The sequence below is a fragment of the Mesorhizobium sp. WSM3866 genome (assembly GCF_002294795.1).
Classification (GTDB): Bacteria; Pseudomonadota; Alphaproteobacteria; order Rhizobiales; family Rhizobiaceae; genus Mesorhizobium.
Genome location: NZ_NSGC01000032.1, coordinates 1 through 16,546 on the forward strand (window position 1 = coordinate 1; position 16,546 = coordinate 16,546).

At 59.4% G+C, this 16,546-nt stretch carries 21 protein-coding genes and 1 pseudogene; 9 read left to right on the forward strand and 13 right to left on the reverse strand.

Annotation, left to right across the window (positions count from 1 at the left end):
* Positions 1-279: hypothetical protein (locus CK222_RS33300; RefSeq protein ID WP_245433411.1), on the forward strand; the 279-nt coding region annotated here is incomplete at its 5' end.
* 363 nt (positions 280-642) lie between these two features.
* Here the strand turns inward: CK222_RS33300 and CK222_RS30920 are convergent.
* The 3 genes from CK222_RS30920 to CK222_RS32085 form a co-directional block, all read right to left on the reverse strand.
* On the reverse strand, positions 643-1,047 hold the full coding sequence (locus CK222_RS30920) for an Hsp20/alpha crystallin family protein (protein WP_095802941.1): 405 nt from the start codon (positions 1,045-1,047) through the stop codon (positions 643-645).
* A 12-nt stretch (positions 1,048-1,059) separates the two neighbouring features.
* Positions 1,060-1,494, reverse strand: coding sequence for an Hsp20/alpha crystallin family protein (locus CK222_RS32665; RefSeq protein WP_176477801.1), 435 nt, complete (start codon positions 1,492-1,494; stop codon positions 1,060-1,062).
* Positions 1,495-2,118: 624 nt separating this feature from the next.
* Positions 2,119-2,337 (reverse strand): hypothetical protein, encoded by a 219-nt coding sequence (locus CK222_RS32085; protein WP_141247178.1) that lies wholly within the window; start codon positions 2,335-2,337, stop codon positions 2,119-2,121.
* A gap of 470 nt (positions 2,338-2,807) precedes the next feature.
* Here CK222_RS32085 and CK222_RS30930 point away from each other — a divergent pair, with 470 nt between their 5' ends.
* From CK222_RS30930 to CK222_RS30945, 5 genes and pseudogenes are all read left to right on the forward strand, one after another.
* Positions 2,808-4,139, forward strand: coding sequence for a sorbosone dehydrogenase family protein (locus tag CK222_RS30930; protein WP_095802943.1), 1,332 nt, complete (start codon positions 2,808-2,810; stop codon positions 4,137-4,139).
* A gap of 49 nt (positions 4,140-4,188) precedes the next feature.
* A pseudogene (locus CK222_RS33305) lies at positions 4,189-4,358 on the forward strand (aldehyde dehydrogenase family protein); the annotation flags it as partial.
* Between the two features lie 152 nt (positions 4,359-4,510).
* The gene (locus CK222_RS33590; RefSeq protein WP_336619670.1) at positions 4,511-4,711 is read left to right on the forward strand and encodes a hypothetical protein; all 201 of its coding nucleotides are present in this window, start codon (positions 4,511-4,513) and stop codon (positions 4,709-4,711) included.
* Complete coding sequence (locus tag CK222_RS33595) at positions 4,711-5,172, forward strand: carboxylesterase family protein (protein ID WP_348628824.1); 462 nt, start codon at positions 4,711-4,713, stop codon at positions 5,170-5,172. Before CK222_RS33590 ends, CK222_RS33595 begins: the two co-directional genes overlap by 1 nt.
* Before the next feature lie 198 nt (positions 5,173-5,370).
* Positions 5,371-5,703: a hypothetical protein gene (locus CK222_RS30945; protein WP_095802944.1), complete on the forward strand. Its 333-nt coding sequence runs from the start codon at positions 5,371-5,373 to the stop codon at positions 5,701-5,703.
* A 213-nt stretch (positions 5,704-5,916) separates the two neighbouring features.
* Here the strand turns inward: CK222_RS30945 and CK222_RS32670 are convergent, their stop codons facing one another.
* Positions 5,917-6,066: a hypothetical protein gene (locus CK222_RS32670; protein ID WP_176477803.1), complete on the reverse strand. Its 150-nt coding sequence runs from the start codon at positions 6,064-6,066 to the stop codon at positions 5,917-5,919.
* 876 nt (positions 6,067-6,942) lie between these two features.
* Between CK222_RS32670 and CK222_RS30960 the strand changes: the two genes are divergently transcribed.
* Complete coding sequence (locus CK222_RS30960; protein WP_095802947.1) at positions 6,943-7,170, forward strand: polymerase; 228 nt, start codon at positions 6,943-6,945, stop codon at positions 7,168-7,170.
* A 280-nt stretch (positions 7,171-7,450) separates the two neighbouring features.
* Positions 7,451-7,645 carry a hypothetical protein gene (locus CK222_RS30965; protein ID WP_095802948.1) on the forward strand — a complete coding sequence of 65 codons (195 nt, stop codon included), beginning with the start codon at positions 7,451-7,453 and terminating at the stop codon, positions 7,643-7,645.
* Between the two features lie 713 nt (positions 7,646-8,358).
* On the opposite strand, the gene CK222_RS30975 is transcribed toward CK222_RS30965, so the two are convergent.
* The 8 genes from CK222_RS30975 to CK222_RS32680 form a co-directional block, all read right to left on the reverse strand.
* Complete coding sequence (locus tag CK222_RS30975; protein WP_095802949.1) at positions 8,359-8,577, reverse strand: hypothetical protein; 219 nt, start codon at positions 8,575-8,577, stop codon at positions 8,359-8,361.
* Complete coding sequence (locus CK222_RS30980) at positions 8,574-8,975, reverse strand: hypothetical protein (protein WP_095802950.1); 402 nt, start codon at positions 8,973-8,975, stop codon at positions 8,574-8,576. The genes CK222_RS30975 and CK222_RS30980 overlap by 4 nt, the downstream gene beginning before the upstream one ends.
* A 175-nt stretch (positions 8,976-9,150) precedes the next feature.
* Entirely contained in the window at positions 9,151-9,390 is a 240-nt protein-coding gene (locus CK222_RS32090) for a hypothetical protein (protein WP_128294520.1), read from the reverse strand.
* Between the two features lie 367 nt (positions 9,391-9,757).
* Positions 9,758-9,931, reverse strand: a complete 174-nt coding sequence (locus CK222_RS32675; protein ID WP_164746643.1) for a hypothetical protein — start codon at positions 9,929-9,931, stop codon at positions 9,758-9,760.
* Between the two features lie 104 nt (positions 9,932-10,035).
* Complete coding sequence (locus tag CK222_RS33500) at positions 10,036-10,161, reverse strand: hypothetical protein (protein WP_280951803.1); 126 nt, start codon at positions 10,159-10,161, stop codon at positions 10,036-10,038.
* Between the two features lie 103 nt (positions 10,162-10,264).
* Positions 10,265-10,450 (reverse strand): hypothetical protein, encoded by a 186-nt coding sequence (locus CK222_RS30990; RefSeq protein WP_245433413.1) that lies wholly within the window; start codon positions 10,448-10,450, stop codon positions 10,265-10,267.
* Between the two features lie 134 nt (positions 10,451-10,584).
* Entirely contained in the window at positions 10,585-11,094 is a 510-nt protein-coding gene (locus tag CK222_RS30995; RefSeq protein ID WP_095802953.1) for a DUF892 family protein, read from the reverse strand.
* Positions 11,095-13,350: 2,256 nt separating this feature from the next.
* A complete protein-coding gene (locus CK222_RS32680) occupies positions 13,351-13,512 on the reverse strand; it encodes a hypothetical protein (RefSeq protein ID WP_176477805.1) in 162 nt (53 codons plus the stop codon).
* A gap of 617 nt (positions 13,513-14,129) precedes the next feature.
* On the opposite strand from CK222_RS32680, the gene CK222_RS31010 reads away from it, so the two are divergent.
* Positions 14,130-15,344, forward strand: a complete 1,215-nt coding sequence (locus tag CK222_RS31010) for an NADH-quinone oxidoreductase subunit D (protein ID WP_095802955.1) — start codon at positions 14,130-14,132, stop codon at positions 15,342-15,344.
* A gap of 149 nt (positions 15,345-15,493) precedes the next feature.
* On the opposite strand, the gene CK222_RS31015 is transcribed toward CK222_RS31010, so the two are convergent.
* Positions 15,494-16,246, reverse strand: coding sequence for a Crp/Fnr family transcriptional regulator (locus CK222_RS31015; protein ID WP_176477807.1), 753 nt, complete (start codon positions 16,244-16,246; stop codon positions 15,494-15,496).
* Positions 16,247-16,546 lie beyond the last annotated feature (300 nt).

Here is a 16,546-nt window from a genome sequence, read left to right on the forward strand (position 1 = left end):
AATCGCTGTCCGCGAATTACTGAAATCACTGTCCGGGATTTAGCGAAAAGGGTGTCCGGGAATTACCGAAACACGCACTCGAAACACGCTATCGACCTCCTCGTATATCTCTTTGGGCGCGATGCCCTGCCGCCCGGCAGTAGCCAGGAGTTCAAGGACAAGATCGGCAATGGCCCCTGGGTCTTCGGTGCTCACGTTTTGCAGATGTTCTGCCATCCACCGGTCCAGAAATTTCAAAGCCCGCGCGCTCATGCGAAGGAAAACCTAGCCGCTGCTTAGGATCTTTCTCGAAATCGTCGCATGCAAGAACCCGCTCGTTTGAGGGGGACGAGCGGGCTCCGTGCTTTCAGACGGTCACGGGTAGATGCGAGGACGACCCGTGCCGCCGCGACCATGATCGCATGCCCGTTGAGATGTTCTATTCGGACAGAAGTCGTAGAGACTCACACTTTGGTCCCTATGCTGAAACCTTCGCCCTGCTGCATCATTTGGTAGAGCCGGCGAGCGTGCGAGTTCCCTTCATCGTCGGCAATGGAGAGTGAATAGATGGCCCGCCATTCCGTGCGTGGAGTGACGGGCATCGGTTGCTTCAAGGGATCGGGTCTCTGATTCGCATCGTCAACCTCATCTAGCCTCTAAGGGCTAAGCCATCTTGAGTTGGATTTTGCGGGCCTTGGCCGGCGCCGCCTTGGGCAGCACCAGACGCAGGACGCCGTTCTTCTGGGACGCCTCGATGCCGTCGCGGTCGATGTCCTCGGATAGCGTGAAGACGCGCTCATAATCGCCGGCGCTGTATTCGGCATAGACCTGACGATAATTTTCATGCTGTTGATCGGCCGCGTAGCCGCGGATCGCCAGTGTTCGTTTCTCAAGCGTGATATCCACTCCATCCGGGACGACGCCGGGCATATCGACGAGAAGGACGACATTGTCCTGCGTCTCATAGATATCGGCGCGCGGCACGAATACGGGCCGAGAGCGGGTCCGTTCGCCGCTGTCAGGCTTGCTGATGACCTGGCGATCGGTGGTCTTTAGTTCCTGAGCCATGTTTCCCTCCTCTCATCCCTTGATCTGGATCTTCTTCGGCCGATCCGCCTCCGGTCGATGCAGTTCGACCTCGAGCACCCCGTTGCCGAAACGTGCCTCGACCTGTTCCGGATCGACGCGGAACGGCAGTTGCACCGTCCGGGAGAAGCTTCCGTAGGGGCGCTCGCGACGATGCCAGACGGATTTCTCGTCCTCCGCTCGAGATTCGCATTCGCCCTTCAATGTTAGTGTATTGTCGCGCACCGTAAGTTCGACCTCGTCGGGCGCGATCCCAGGCAGTTCGGCGGTCAGCGCTACGCTATCGTTGCCGACCCAAAGATTGACCGGGGGAAACTCCTGGGCGGCACTGGCCGTCACGCCGGCCAGACGCTGATTCACTTCCTGTTGCATGCGCCGCATTTCCAGAAACGGATCGAATCCGACGCGGCCCAAATCCGAAAACAGCATAGGGATCCTCCTTCGATTGACGACCAGACGCCGCAACGCGCGAAGCACGCGTGCGCCGGAAGCGAACTGGATCGAAGGCAATCGGGCGGCGATCAGGCAGAGACCGAGACGGCCAGGAGCCAGCTCGCAACCGCGAGGAGGGAAGTTCGAGCAAACGCCGGAACATATCCTCCATGCGAGCGACATGAACCGAACTCGGTCCCTGATAGGACCGTTGTTCCCGTGCCAGGACCCGATAGCGGCATCCGGCAAAAACGAGTTAGGGAGGGCCAAATTGCGTTTCAAGAGGTGGTCTTTGAGACGCTCTGCGATCCCCCACCGGGCCGCTTCGGCCGTGACCGTTAGCCTCACGGCGCCTTAGTAACGGAGCGCCACCCAAAGCTCGACGGCCCTGCATCGATTGCAGAGAGGCCGTCGGGAACCGTCAAACCGGCAAAGAGCAAGGCGGCATCGGGCTATCGAGTTCTAGGCCCGCTTAGCGCGGAAGGCATAGCGGCCCGGGCGTGACCAACTTTCGGATCTAGGCCTCGCCTACCGTTGGTCACCGGCAGGGCAGCGCCTAGCTTCGCGACGAGCACAGGATCGCCAATTGCATAGGTGGTGCTGGGGCGAGATTTCGCGGTGCTAGCGATTATCAAGCAAGACGGCCAACTGTCTGGTGCCGGCGCTTTCTACAATCAGTTCTTCCAGCCATAGCTCGCTGGCACGAGTAGCGGGTGCGCGACGTCTGACGACAGGTATCGCGTCTGATATGGAAACTGCTGTGGTCTTCGCATGATCATCCAGGTATCGGCCCACTTCAATCACGACATCCGCATCGACGTTGGGCGGCAATTCTCGCATGGCACCCTCCTGGAAGCACGAGCCCCAAGTATCGCGCTGAGGAGTCGGAGAGTCGACACGGACCAAAGGCCGTAACGAGACGAGATGTTTTATCGATACAACATGAAGCCGCTAAACGCTCGCTTCGGCTTCTCTGATTTTTGGCTCTTGCGGTGTGCCCACGCTTGCCACCTTCCCAACGAAGGCGCCGGGCTGATCTGGGCGAGATAGATCATGCCGGCGAGCGTATTTGCTTGCGACAGGCCAACCAGGCGAGGTGTCCTCCAACCAGCTCGCTCGAGTTTGGGCCGCCGGCGTTGCCGGAATCTCCTCGCGGCATATCTATGGCAGAGAGCAGAGCGTCGCGAACTCCTAGCTCTCAAGCGGATCGGCAACGGATCACGAGCTGCTGTTTTGACTTAATCGGAATACCAAGCCGCTGACTAGCGTTTAACCAAGAGCACGAGGCGAATCCGAACGGAGGACGTTCGATGCATGCCGGCTTCCCACAAAACTTCATCCTAGCTGGATTGGGAGCCCTCATAGTCAGCTGCGCTAGCGTTCCAGCTCAGAAAACGGTGGCAGTAACCGGCTATGGCCCCAACCCCACCCTGCCGAAACCGACACCCACACTGATCCCGACCGTCAACATCGCGGAGGCAACAGGCTGGCAGAAAGGTGGTATGCCAATCCCGGCGAAGGGACTGAGGGTGACAGCGTTCGCCGCCGGCCTCGACCATCCGCGTTGGCTGCATGTGCTCCCGAACGGCGACGTGCTTGTGGCCGAAACCAATGCCCCTGCCAAACATGACGCTGGCTTCAGCCTGAGAAAGCTGATCATGAACCAGGCCATGAAGCGAGCCGGCGCTGCGACCATCAGCGCTAACCGCATCACGCTCCTGCGCGACACCAATGGCGACGGCGTTGCGGATGTGCGCAGAATTTTCGTGGAAGGCCTCAATTCGCCCTTCGGCATGACGCTTTCCAAAGGCAAGCTCTATGTCGCCAACACCGACGCGCTCGTCGCTTTCCCCTACTCCAACGGCCAGACCCGAATAACCGCGCCGCCGGAAAAGATCGTCGACTTGCCGGCCGGAGACATCAACCATCATTGGACCAAGGACGTGATCGCAAGTCCGGACGGACGCAAACTCTATGTCACGGTTGGGTCCAACAGCAACGCTGGAGAAAATGGCATCGCTGCGGAGAAAAGCCGCGCCGCCGTCCTTGAGGTGGATCGGTCCAGCCGCAGCACCCGGGTTTTCGCGTCCGGGCTGCGCAACCCAAACGGGCTCTCCTGGAATCCTGAAACCGGCGAGCTTTGGGTCGCCGTAAACGAGCGTGACGAGATTGGGGACGATCTCGTGCCTGATTACATCACTTCAGTTCGCAACGGCGCTTTCTTTGGCTGGCCCTACAGCTATTATGGGCAGAACGTCGACGAACGCGTCAAGCCGCAGCGCTCTGTTCTTGTGGCGGAGGCAGTCAAGCCCGACTATGCGGTCGGCTCCCATACCGCCTCTCTGGGTCTTGCCTTCTCCAGACGCGCGTCGCTCGGCACGGCCTATGGCAACGGCGCTTTCGTTGGCCAGCACGGCTCATGGAACAGAAGCGTGCACAGCGGTTATAAGGTGATCTTCGTGCCGTTCCGCGGTGGTAGACCGAGCGGGCCCCCGAAGGACGTGCTCACCGGCTTCCTCGGACATGATGGCAAGGCGATGGGCCGTCCGGTCGGCGTTGCTGTCGATCGGGCCGGCGCGCTGCTCGTCGCCGACGATGTTGGTAATGTCATCTGGCGGGCCAGCCGAGCGAAGGTGCGTTAACGTCAGTGCCTTTCTGGCCGCTTTTTCCGCAACCGCGATCTCCAGCGCCGAGTATGGCCTTGCCGCCTATATCTACGCACGCGTCTTGCAAGGCACCCGCATGGCATCGAAGATCGAGTCCGTTATGATCGCGCTCAATCGCGATCTGATGTCCGACCCTGCCGACCCTCCGCAAGCGTCAAGCAGAGCGGGCTTGGGCGCGAGGGCGGCCAGAAGCATTACAAGCCTAGTTCATGGAGGCGAAATACGCGCCGTGATGATCTGATGAGAGAGATGGCGAAAGACCCATTCCGCACGCGCGATCCCCCGAGTTCGACGACATCGTCGCCGGGATCCGCCGCAGAAGTGCGGAGACCAGGGCGAAAATCCCCATGATCGCTGATGTCGCTTATGGAGCCGGCCACGCTGAAACTCTGGACCTCTTTTTCCCGGAAGGCAGACGCGATCGACTGCCGGTGCATATCTTCATCCATGGCGGCTACTGGCGCATGTTCTCCAAGACAGATTTTTCCTATGTCGCGGGGTGTGTAATCAAAGCAGGAGCGATCGCGTCATCCTGGGCTATGCGCTGATGCCGGCGGTGAGGATGGCCCCGATCGTCGACCAGATACGCCGCGCCAAGCGGTGGGTGGATGGACACATCGAAAGCCACGGCGGCGACCCCGGCAAGTTGACCGTGAGCGGGCATTCCGCCGGCGCGCACCTCGCGACGATGCTTTTCGACGACGACAGCCGACCGTCGGGTATCAAAGGAGCGCTCCTGCTCGGTGGCATCTACGATTTAAGGCCGTTGCAAGAGTCGTTCCTCGCGCCTGAAATCGCCATCACCGATGAAGAGGTTGAGCGGTTTTCGCCGATCGACCATCGTTTCGATCCGTCGGTGACAGTCCAGATTTCACGAATGAGTCTCGCGAGCGTGAACCATATGAGCAGCGTCCGCGATCTGGGCGTACCCGACACAGATGCTGCCCGGTCTCTGGTGCATCTGCTGCGACTGAAGTCCCGTCGCTGCGCGCATTGGTCCATACCGTGAAACAATAGCCCCGCTGTCGCATTGGCTTCCGGACTGGCGATCGTTACTCCCTTTCTCGCCAGTCATTGTTGCCAAATTCGACACCCGCTGCCGTCTGCATGCAGCGGGTGTTTTTTCCTGGGCGCGATGTATACGCCTTTTGGGGGACTACTTGTTGTGCATGCAGCGACTAAGTCATCTCTGGGAAGGAGTGCTAACGTGCCAAACGAGAGCACAAGACCAACGGAAACGAACGCCGAAAAGCTTGTTTCAGAGGGCGAGGCGCGCCGGGATTTTTTGAAGAAGGCGGGGCGTTTTGCGGCGGTGACGCCGCCAGCCATAACCGTTTTGCTCGGCACGAGCCTGAGTTCCAAGGCGATTGCCAAATCGGGAGGAACACGCCCCGGCAACGGATGGGGTGACAAGAACCATGTTCATCTCGGTCCTCCCGGCTCTAATAACGATGGGTCCCCCCGCGGCGGCAGAACGAAACGCGTGTCTCAAAAGAGTGACGTGCGCATGTGGGAAACTTGCCGCATCGGGCGACTGTGAAGGGTGGCAAGCCATTGAACGGGAGCTTCGTAGCAAAGGTTTCCCGCGCGCCAAGCTACTGCTTGATAATGATCGGATCCGCGACAAATTAGATCATCTCTGCAAGAGCGCGCAGGAGAAACGTGCTGATACCAACCGGGCCTAAGGCCAGAAGCGCCCAGCCGATGTGATCGGCAACGCCGTCCGCGTCTTGCGCATCGGTCGCTAATTCAGTCAGTGCTGGGGTTTCTCTTCGCTGACAACCGGCGCGCCCGATTCAACCCTGATCTTCATAATCGGATGCCCGCCGACGTCGCGGATTGTGCAGAGCAGATCGCGGCTCTCGTCCTTGGGATAGTGCGTCCCGACAACGAGTCTGGTCACGATTTCGCAGCCTCGAAGCTTGGCCGCGTCCTCGTTCGGGAGGATCACTCCACGCGCATCGTGGTAGACTCGCCACCGTCGGATACATCGAAAAAAAATTTGGGCATAGCGGGCTATAACCTCGCATATGCGAGGAAGGTCCACTCACATTTCATACGGTTTGGTAAAACGCGGCTTATCGTGGACCGCCGGCCACATCCGCAGAAGAGCCCGCCGCATCTCCTGCGCGAGCGCGCTCTTCACGTCGGTTCCGACCCGACAGGGACGCTCTCGGATCGTCTCACAGGAACCTGCCTTCGGGAACCGAACTTCAGCGGCGCCGACCAACCGGCATTCACTGCATCGCCGTAGCGGCGACCACGATCAGGCCCATCGCAGCGCAAACGATGACGACGACCATAGCGATCTCAAAGCCGCTTCCTCCATTGCCTATTTGTTTGTCGGCCATGATCTAATGCTTTCTGCTAACAATCTGGGCACCTCCAAACGACGACAAGCTGTCAAATTCAAGTCGGGATGCTGCCCAGAAGACGGACCGGCTGACGCTTTGGTTCCTACGCTGCAACCTAATCCTCGCCAGAGCATTTTATGAAGTCGGCGAGGACGCGTCACCTTTCTCGTCGGAAACAGCTTCCCGCCAGGCCCCAATGAGTTACTGATGGGCGCCCCGTCGTGCTCAGAGCTTTTTAGCTCTGCCGTCAGACTAACGTCCCGCCTTCCAACTCAAAGGTCGCATCGACGAAACATATTGCCAGCTATGCCATTGCAGTCGGGACTGGCGAGTAACGTGTCCCTTCATCGTCAGTCAGTTGTTGTGATCGACCACCCGCCGCGACCTGCGAAGCGGCGGGTGTCTCATTGCCGGGAGAAAGCGTCGTGCAACTGGGCGAGATGATTGCCAACCTCTGCGCCGCCATCCTCCTGACGTGCCTTGTCGCCACCGTGTTCGTGCTGGCAGGAAAGCCTCTCTGGCCCGATCAAGAGGCGAAGATGGTCATCCTTCTGCCGCCGGACGCGATGACAACCGCATCAGTCGCGAGGCCCACCCACCCACGTTTACCCGATCACGTCGATGCCGGCCTGGTAGAGCCAAGGCCTGATTAGCGCCCCTGGCGAGCGCAGCCTCGGGAGAAGCCCGCGCCGCCGTGTCAGAGATCTGATACACCTTTCGCTGCTACGCTCTCCGTGCGACGCTGCATTGCTGCGCGCAAGCGCGACAAGTGCAGTTCGTAAAGGACGAGCGGATCAGCTGCTGGCGGTTCGCGCCGTTCTAAGCTCAGCCGCCGACGACAGAGACCAGTTGCTGGGGAGCTAGCCATTGCGCGTAGGAACAACCTTCCTCGATCTCTGTTCAGATACGGGATGAATAGAGCAAAGGTCGCACATGAAGGTCTATCGGGTAGAAGAGATGGATGGGGACAGCGTTGTGACTAGTCATACCATCAACGCCAATACTCCATGGGTGGCAGCGGAAACGGCCACCAGCAGTGAGGTCACCAATTTCCGCGGTGACGAACAGCGCTGGATCCGGGTCACGAATGAGGCAGACGGGGTTGTTAACAGATACGCGTTCAAGTGACCTGTTGTAACCGGCTGTTGACCCTGCGAGCCGCTCCGTTTTGCAGTTTACGCAGGTGAAGGTGAGGCGGCCCGGCCTGCGTGCGGGGAAAGTCGGGGGACGACTTGAGCGGGACAGGCCGGGCCTCTTACCCCGTTACGAGCCGGGGCAGATACGCATTATGCGCCGCCTTTTCAGCGCCTGACATGCCCCCCGCTACGCTCTCCGTCTTTTCGAAAGCGCGCTCCATAGGTCCATCTCATCGGTGATGCCGTCATCAAAAGCTTGGAGGACTTCCTTAGCCAGATGGTCCCGCTGTTCCCGGTCTTTCCTTGCTAGGCGTCGCTCGTCGCACAACCGGTTAAACACCCCCTGGAGCATGTCCAGATCAGCAGGCCCGTAGACGCGACTGCTACGCGACAACGACATAAGCGCCGCCCCTTCAGCGCGGCATCTGCGACTATCTCACAGAACGGTCCATTGTGGAACGAATTCACGGGTCAGTGATTAACGAGAAGGCGGTCGGTTCCTTCGGGAATGCAGCCGTCTCAGTGGCAACCTAAAAAGCCCGTCGCTTACGCTCATTGGCTGCGGCGGGCTTTTTATTAGTTACGCCTAAAGTTCTGATGTCGGTCGCCGAACGGTGGCGTACAATCCAGACTTGCCCCTCGGGCAAGGCTCGGCCTGTGCGCCCATGGTCCCCTCGATACCCTCGCAGGCCGGGCCCCCGATATCTAGGCTGCATCGTGCCCCGCTGCCTTTTCCAGCAAGCGCGACAAGTGCAGTTCGTGAAGCTCCTGCATGCTTTCAACGAGTTCGAGGAATTCAATCGCCTTGGCAGCTGGCAGTTCGAGGCGTTGTAGTTTGGCTATCCGTTCCCGCTGCAGGGCAAGGTGCCGTCTGCCGAGCCTGACGTGCCCTCGCACCATCTCAATGTCATCAGCGAGCGTCATGAGCTGGAACGGCGGGGGACAGGCCTGACGTTCCCCTCGGGACCAACAGCAATGCAAGACGCATCGCTGACACCGTGGACCGAGCTGATCTTGTCGAGACCAAGCCGCATCACCTGACATTGGGCAAAGTTGAAGGCCGGCAGGCGATGCCTGAAGGAACGAATGACGGTGCCTATACCGGCCTCCTCGACAATGACGCGCCATTCGTGCCCCGTCTCGGCGATGGACACAAAGTTCCGGGTCAGATGCGGGCTTAGCCGGTGGGGGTCGGTCAATGGCCTGGTGTCCCGCAATCTCTGCTGGGAGCGGTCAATCGCCTTCCTCGCTTTAGCAATCAGCCTAACGTCATCCGCGGATAGGCGCGCGCGTGAAAAATACTTGACGGAATGGTCGGACATGACTCGCTCCGGTCTTGATGCAGACGGGAGCGCTAGGTCGCTGTCTCTCAGCCGCCGGCGTCCTTTGGTAGTTGCCGACGATAATGGTTAACATACACGATGTCGGTTCTGTTCACGAAATACCAAAAGACCTTAGCCCTCTCTCCGAGTGGCGACGGGCCGAAGCCTGCCACGTTCATTCGTAGGCCCGCGGCGGGCTCGAAGAGCGCGTCCAGGTCTCTTCCAGCAAGCGCTCCCAGTGGGCGACGTGCTCGGCCTGCACCCGCATGAACTTGCGCAAGAATTCTTGCGCCTCGTCTATCGGGTGACCGTCTCGCGCCAGCTTGTCGATGAGTTCACGCTGGCGAGCGATTATCGCCTCGCCCTCGCGGACGTGGCGCTCTGCCTTTTCCAGTAGGCTCTCCCGGCGTCGCATTGCGGGCTCGCTTTAGGTTCTTCTCAAGTTCTTCCAACAGCTGGTCAGCATCGGTTATCCCGCGTCCGAAAAGGCTCATCACCTTGAGCGCGACGTTCTCGCGCTCATCAACGCTTTCGATCTTGTGACTTGAGCAGTAGTCGCTCACTGCCTTCGCTAGAATGTTGATTTCGGCAGGCTCAATTATGCCGTACGCCAGCATGCCCACGTTCCTGAGCGGGACAGCACTATGAAGGCTCTCACACATTCGTTCACCCTCTACCCCGAGACGCCACACCCGCAAGACAATACACCCCGAAAAAGTCGGGCACGAGTCGATTAGATTGGATTGACCGCTGCGAAACGTCACTTGCTGCTCTGAGAGACATCAGTGCGACTGCGACAGCGTCAGAGTTGCGGAATAGACACTCAAGCCAGCTTCGTCCTGTACCGACACGACTAGCCTGCGGTCCTGCTCGGCGACCACCGTTTCCTCGCCCGCAATGTCGTGTAGCGCCCTTAGCGCTTCCTTCCGCGCATCGCTGATGGTGGCCAGGTCCACCCAGGCGTCTCCAAGGCTCTCCCCATTCCAAACGACTTCGAACCGATAATGCGGCATACCCTATCGTGATCTGCGCCAGACCAGCCCGCATTCAAATTTGAGGGTCAGGAGAAGTCCGGCGGTTCCATTTTTGGTGGCCGGCTACGTCCTTTGCGGGGAGGGTCTTTCGGGCTGGTGTCGGGCGAATAGGTCAGCGTGATCGGCTTGCCGCCGCACATCGTGCGTTTCATCTTCAGCTGCAGATCCTACTCCGTGCGGGAGCGTCAGGGCCGAACCGATCGGAGCGCCGGCAGATCTCTGATGCCGATCGCAGTTCTCGGGCACCTCTTGGTCTCAGTCGGCCAAACCGCCCCTCCGGTGTTGCATGGCTGTAAGGATCACCCTCAACAGGCTTCCGACATCCTCAATCATCTCCTCGGGCGAGATGCCTTCGCGCCCTGCAGCTTCCATGGCCGCGTCGGACAGATAGATGATTGCGAGCGGATCGTCGGTGGTCGCATTTGGCAGATGCTCCGCCATCCATTGATCGAGGAAATTTTTCCCACGCGTGCTCATAGCAGCTTAGGTTCCTTCTCGAGCTCCTGGTCGGATGCCGATTGTGCTCGATGCTGCGTTCGGCCAGCTTTTCGCACCCTGATGGCCGTCCATCTGAGTCAGCGTTTCGCACTGTCGCGATCGGCTTCTGCCCGCGTTAGGAACTTTTCCGTAACTTGTGACAGGTTGCTCTTCAACCACTCAGCCATCGCTTCCTCTTCCCGCAGATTCTGCTCACAGACGCGGGCGATCTCGGCTTCGCCCTCCGCATTCGCGGCGGCGATGAGGATGGTGTAAGATGCGATTTCCATGTGCTCGAAGGTGTAGCTGGCCAGGGACCCCTTCATGACCTCGTCGCCAGCAAATACGCCGCTGAGCGACTGCGCCGTCGCGGTCAGCTTGCCGCCTGCGTCCTTCAGCATGGAAGAGCCCTCGTCAAGGCCGTCCAGGCAGGTCTTCAACCGCTTGGCCTGTTCCCTTGTCTCTTCCAGGTGGATGCGGATTCTATCGCTGAGTTCGGGGTAGCTCTCGATCCGGTTCAATTGGCCGGATAGCATCGTTTCGGCTTGTTCTTCCATGGCGTGGGCATCCCTCAGCCATTGGATCAGCCATTCGCGCGACTCAGACATTGCTCTTCTCCGTAGTTGGTCGAGCCGAACCTCTGCTGATGCGATTTGTTCCTCGAAAGACGTTAGGTGCCTAATTGAGCTAGAACCCGTTTTGCCCCTTCGTCCTGCACCTCCCCGAAGTGAGATCTGAGATCATCGCCGGCACCAGCATAACGCCCTGAGGGCTTTGCCAACCGGTAGTCACTGGCGGCGAGCCTCAGTACAATCACGATCCGGGCACCCACGTGCCGTATCGAGAGTGACGGTTCACTGTAGGACGGGGAGCGTAATTGAGGCACTCCCCCCGTAACCTATGGACGCAGGCACATGACGCGGGCCCGCCAAAAATGATGGCGGCCGAAGTTTTCAAGTTCCGCGACAGTATGCATCGGCCGCCGGATTCCGCCAGTTCGGAAGAAGGCCGGCCGCGCCAAGTTGGAAAGTCCTGTTGGAGCGAGTGCTGCATGCAGAGCTACATGGTTGAAGTAATGTCCGGTCACGTGGTCACATCCCACTAAGTTGCGGTTGCAGAAACACCGTCGAAAGCAGCTATTGCGGTCACGGGTCGGGCGGTTCATGATTGGCGCCAGGAATGTGCTGTGGATCCGCGTGACAACCAAGCCGACTGGACAGTCTACAAATTCGCTCAAGTGAGCCCGAGCTGGGAAGGACCAGCTCGCAACCTCGACGTTGTCGGATTGATGACACTGGCCGACGATGCCGCATGCTGGAAATGTTCGTGCTTGGGGGAGTCATGCCATGATGCATGACCAGCCGGGCTGTTCAGCCTCTTCACTCTCGAACCGTCTCAACTGACAAAGACCCGGCTGGAAGCGGTCGCAACAGATCGCCCTCCGATTCCGTCAGGTTGAGCCAGGCGGACCAGTTCTCCGGCTCAAGGACCACGACCTGACGGGCGCAATGTCGGGACTGGGATCCGTCGTCAGCATGGTGAAGGTGGGCGGCTTGTTGCCGGCCGCTTCGCGCCAGAGCCCCGCGATCGCCATGAACGGGGCGCCGTCGACGTGAACCGGTGCTTCGCCTTCGGGTACTTCGTTCCGGTGAACTCGAAGAAGGCCGATACCGGCACAAGACAGCGCGCTGTTTGCGAACTGTCGCCCCTCCGACCGAAAACACCGGCCCGCCCTTTGGACCGGAGGGCGGGAAGCCGAATGTCATCGAGGCTAGCTCGATTGCATCGCCGGCAGCGCGCATTACCGGAGCCGGGTCGTTGATGCGGATGTCAGCTTGCGGCAGGTCAAGTTCACTCTGATGGCTGGAGATCTGCAAGGCGAGCGACTCCATGATGCGGCAGTATTCGGCCCAAGCGATATGCTGCTCGTAGTCGTTGCACATGGGTTTGAGCCTTAGCATTGTCGCGCGTCTATCTTTCTCGCCAGAAGACGCGCCTCTCGAAGTCGAGAGTTCGCGTCGTTGCCGATCAGGTCGATGAGCTCGCGCGCCTGGGCCTCGGTGATACCGGTTTCGCGCATGAGAAACCGCACTCGAAAATCCCTTCACCGCCTGAATGCGTTCGTCGCGCTCTTTCTTGCTCTCGGCCATGGAGGGTCCCTCTGGCCGTGAATCCGGATCCGGGCGAAAGGTTCCATACGGCGGCTAGCTATCGCGGAGACGCCTCAGGTGTTCGGTGTGTTGGCGTTGGGCCGCCTCAAACTCCCGCAACAGGTGTTCGGCTTCACCTATGGGTTGGCCACGCACTTCCATTCTGGCGATCAACGCCCGCTGGCGCGCTACGCGTTCCGTGCGCTACCGAACGTGGCGCTGCGCCATTTCCAACGGGGTTTCGCGGCGGGATTGCAGGCGGATCATAGCAGGATTCAGCCGTCCCGTTTGCTGGTTCTCCTTGCCAACCCCGGACGGCAAGAGCCCGCTCGCCTGGGAGGCCGAACGGGCTCCGGGGAATGCAGCACAGATCCCCAAACGGCGCCTCGCCTGGCAACGCGCGCCGCGAGACCGAACCCGCTATCCTAGAGAAGGCTTGAGAACCTATTCGCCGCGTCTAAGTTGCGGGCGTATCGCGATCGGCTTGAGCTAGGCGAAGCAAACACGCTGTACGCGGTGCCGCTGGTTCGCTTGCAGTCCCTGGCAATGGCACAAACCGACGTACAAGGGCTCGCCGGTGACAACGTCACTCACGGCACCGCAAAGGCACCCGCCGCTTCGCGCTACCAAGTCTGCGTTATCAGTCATGGCCGTCGTCCGTTTTTATTCGGCCGGCAAGAGCAAAGCCGGACAAGTCCGTTCAGAGGCCTAATTCTATCGGGCGATGTCCGCAACAAGACCCAACTCCAACGCTCTTTCGGCCATCAGGTAGCAGTTGTTTAAGGCGTGATCACGAAGCTGCTCCAGAGATATCTTCGAACCCTCCACAAGATCCTCAAAGCCTTCGTTTTCGAGCCGCTCAGCAGTCTGCAGCAAGGCAAGTTGTTCCCGGACGATCTGGAGGCAACTGCGGATTGGCCCATTCAGGACCAGTCCCTTTCGAGCCGACGTTCGTGGACCAGCAAGACTGCCCGCGGACATAAAAACCGGGAACTCTTCGGGAAAGCTGCGAGGACGGTGATCCCGGCAGAATAGACCGTGTTCTTGCCAAGGACGAAGCCGTTGCGGCCAGAGTGTTTCAGGAACAGCTTGATCTCTAGGGCAATTCGTCGGGCGCCATCTGCGTCGCCGTCAGGCGTATCAATTTCAACGTACAGATCATTCCCGCCGTCACGAACCGCTTTCAGGCATTCGAAACGACGGTCTGGTCTATCAGGCCATGGACTCGTAGGTTTGGTTCGAACAGCAGCCGACTAAGGTCGGGAGCGGCACGCGACTGCCGGCTTCTTCGCTGATGTGGGACGCTCTGTCCATGGGCAGTCCTTGTTTGCGTGCAGCCGAACCAAGTGACAGCCTATTTGTTCCCGCTCGCCCCCGCGTCTATAGCCGGCACACAACCAATTGCAGGAGGAACGCGTGCACAATGCAATGCAGTCGGAATTTGCTTCGCGACGCAATGCGTGGGTGGAACATCCGGTTCGCCTCCCAGTTGGGTGCGTTCCCGCGCTGAGGAACGGCCGCTTGGCAGAGAATTCCGTCCGAACTTCAATATCAATTTCGGCCCTCAGCACCCGGCCGCTCACGGTGTGCTGCGGCTAGTGCTGGAGCTCGACGGCGAAGTAGTCGACCGGGTTGATCCGCATATCGGACTGCTTCATCGTGGCACCGAAAAGCTGATTGAGACGAAGACCTACCTGCAGGCCCTGCCGTATTTCGACCGGCTCGACTACGTGGCGCCGATGAACCAGGAACATGCCTGGTGTCTGGCGATCGAGAAGCTCACGGGTTTGACGGTGCCGAGGCGTGGGCAACTGATCCGGGTCCTGTATAGCGAAATTTCGCGCATCCTTTCGCATCTGCTCAACGTCACCACCCAAGCCATGGATGTCGGGGCGCTCACCCCGCCGCTCTGGGGCTTCATCGAGCGCGAGAAGCTGATGGTCTTCTATGAGCGCGCAAGCGGCTCACGGATGCATGCAGCCTTTTTCCGACCAGGCGGCGTACACCAGGATCTGCCCGACGAGCTTATCTCGGATATCGGCAAGTGGATCGATCCGTTTCTGAAATCAGTGGATGACCTAGACACGCTGCTGACGGACAATCGGATCTTCAAGCTCCGCAACGTGGATATCGGGCAGATTTCGGAATCGGATGCTTGGGGTTGGGGGTTCTCCGGGGTAATGGTGCGTGGCTCCGGTGCTGCTTGGGACCTGCGCAAGGCCCAGCCCTACGAGTGCTATTCCGAAATGGATTTCGATATTCCGATTGGTAAGAACGGCGACTGCTACGATCGATACCTCGTGCGCATGGAGGAGATGCGTCAGTCAGCGAGGATAATGCGCCAGTGCGTGGATCTGCTGGCTAAAGAAGGGCCGGGTCCGGTTTCCAACGCGGACGGTAAGATCGTGCCGCCGAAACGTGCGGCCATGAAGCGGTCGATGGAGGCGCTGATACACCATTTCAAGCTCTACACCGAGGGATTTCGGGTCCGGACCGGAGAAGTGTATGCTGCTGTGGAAGCTCCGAAAGGAGAGTTCGGCGTCTACCTGGTATCTGACGGGACTAACAAACCTTACCGGTGCAAGCTGAGAGCCCCGAGCTTCGCGCATCTTCAGGCTATGGATCTGCTTTGCCGCGGCCATATGCTGGCTGACGTTACCGCCATCCTGGGCTCTCTGGACATAGTACTGGGGGACGTAGATCGTTAGCCCCCAAGGTCGGCCGGTCAAGTTGCCCGCGCTCTCACGGGAAACCAGGTAGACTACCGAATCCATAAGCCCCTCGAGGCAGCTCTCCGTCGCAAAGATCACCATGCTCTCGAGATGCTTAGCACCTCGGTCAATCCCCTCGCGGGGACTCATAGCGGCGTCACGTTCTTTTCGTGCAGGTAGGTGGTGTAAAAGTCCCCTGCACGCACGAGTTCATTCCAGTCGACAACTTTGAGCCTTGAGCCCGAGGTGGATATCAGGCCATCGCGGCGAAGTTCCTGAAGCACTCGGTTGACGTGAACGGTGGACAGACCCAGTGCGTCGCCAAGCACGGCCTGGCTGACCGGAAATTCCGCCACGTGGTCCTGAATTTGGCCGACTGCATGGAGACGGACGATGAGCTCACACAGGAGGTGAGCCATGCGAACATAGGCCTCCCGCCTTCCGACATTGGTGACCCACTCTCTATATATCGCTGCATCGATCAGCGTTGAGCGCCAGAACACGTTGGCGATGGACGGGTGTTTGGTGCAGATGGCACGCAGCGCATCGTGGCGCATGAACCCCACTCGGGCCGGCGTTAGTGGCGCGAAGGTGCAATCCATAACCGAAAGATGAATTCCGTGGAGATCCGGGAGGTCTCCCGGAACAAAGATCGATGTGATCTGCCGCTTCCCCTCGCCGGTGAACTTCGCAGATGACACCAGGCCGTCCAGAACAGCGAAGGAATGAGAGGGTCGGTCGCCCTCGCGCACGATATCGTCTCCTGCCCGGTAGTCGCGCTCCTGAACCGCGATATCTCTCAAAGTAGCAATATCGGCTGAGGCAAGATCAGAGATGATCTGGAGCTTGCGAATAATCAGGTCAGACCAAGAAGCTGGCAACACTGAGCTGATCGACATAAGCCCCAACCTCTATCGGGCCCCAATGTTCCCGTGCGTGAGCATGGCTCTTTGTTCCCCAAGTTTATTGCGCCTCAAGACCCTGGGCCGCCGATGGAGTCTGGTCCGTTGACGCCTTTGTGTCGGCTTCCCAGCCCGAAAAGACGACCGCCCAACGGGCCGGGGGTGTGGGTCGATGGTCGTCGGATCGCGAGGGACGATAGAGTCAGCAAACTGCGTTGCGATAGGCCCTTACACATGTGTCAATGGTTCGGGCTCCGAGGAAAATAGTGCATGTTCTGTGGCCCCCAACGTGGCCCA

Coding starts and splice junctions, on each gene's coding strand:
- CK222_RS30965 (WP_095802948.1), top strand. CDS start 7,451: ATGAAGGTCTATCGGGTAGAAGAGATGGATGGGGACAGCGTTGTGACT.
- CK222_RS33500 (WP_280951803.1), bottom strand. CDS start 10,161: ATGAAACGCACGATGTGCGGCGGCAAGCCGATCACGCTGACCTATTCG.
- CK222_RS31015 (WP_176477807.1), bottom strand. CDS start 16,246: ATGTCGATCAGCTCAGTGTTGCCAGCTTCTTGGTCTGACCTGATTATT.
- CK222_RS32090 (WP_128294520.1), bottom strand. CDS start 9,390: ATGCGACGCCGGGAGAGCCTACTGGAAAAGGCAGAGCGCCACGTCCGC.
- CK222_RS30975 (WP_095802949.1), bottom strand. CDS start 8,577: ATGACGCTCGCTGATGACATTGAGATGGTGCGAGGGCACGTCAGGCTC.
- CK222_RS33595 (WP_348628824.1), top strand. CDS start 4,711: ATGCCGGCGGTGAGGATGGCCCCGATCGTCGACCAGATACGCCGCGCC.
- CK222_RS30930 (WP_095802943.1), top strand. CDS start 2,808: ATGCATGCCGGCTTCCCACAAAACTTCATCCTAGCTGGATTGGGAGCC.
- CK222_RS30990 (WP_245433413.1), bottom strand. CDS start 10,450: ATGGCGGAGCATCTGCCAAATGCGACCACCGACGATCCGCTCGCAATC.
- CK222_RS30995 (WP_095802953.1), bottom strand. CDS start 11,094: ATGTCTGAGTCGCGCGAATGGCTGATCCAATGGCTGAGGGATGCCCAC.
- CK222_RS32085 (WP_141247178.1), bottom strand. CDS start 2,337: ATGCGAGAATTGCCGCCCAACGTCGATGCGGATGTCGTGATTGAAGTG.
- CK222_RS32665 (WP_176477801.1), bottom strand. CDS start 1,494: ATGCTGTTTTCGGATTTGGGCCGCGTCGGATTCGATCCGTTTCTGGAA.
- CK222_RS30980 (WP_095802950.1), bottom strand. CDS start 8,975: ATGTCCGACCATTCCGTCAAGTATTTTTCACGCGCGCGCCTATCCGCG.
- CK222_RS30920 (WP_095802941.1), bottom strand. CDS start 1,047: ATGGCTCAGGAACTAAAGACCACCGATCGCCAGGTCATCAGCAAGCCT.
- CK222_RS33590 (WP_336619670.1), top strand. CDS start 4,511: ATGATCGCTGATGTCGCTTATGGAGCCGGCCACGCTGAAACTCTGGAC.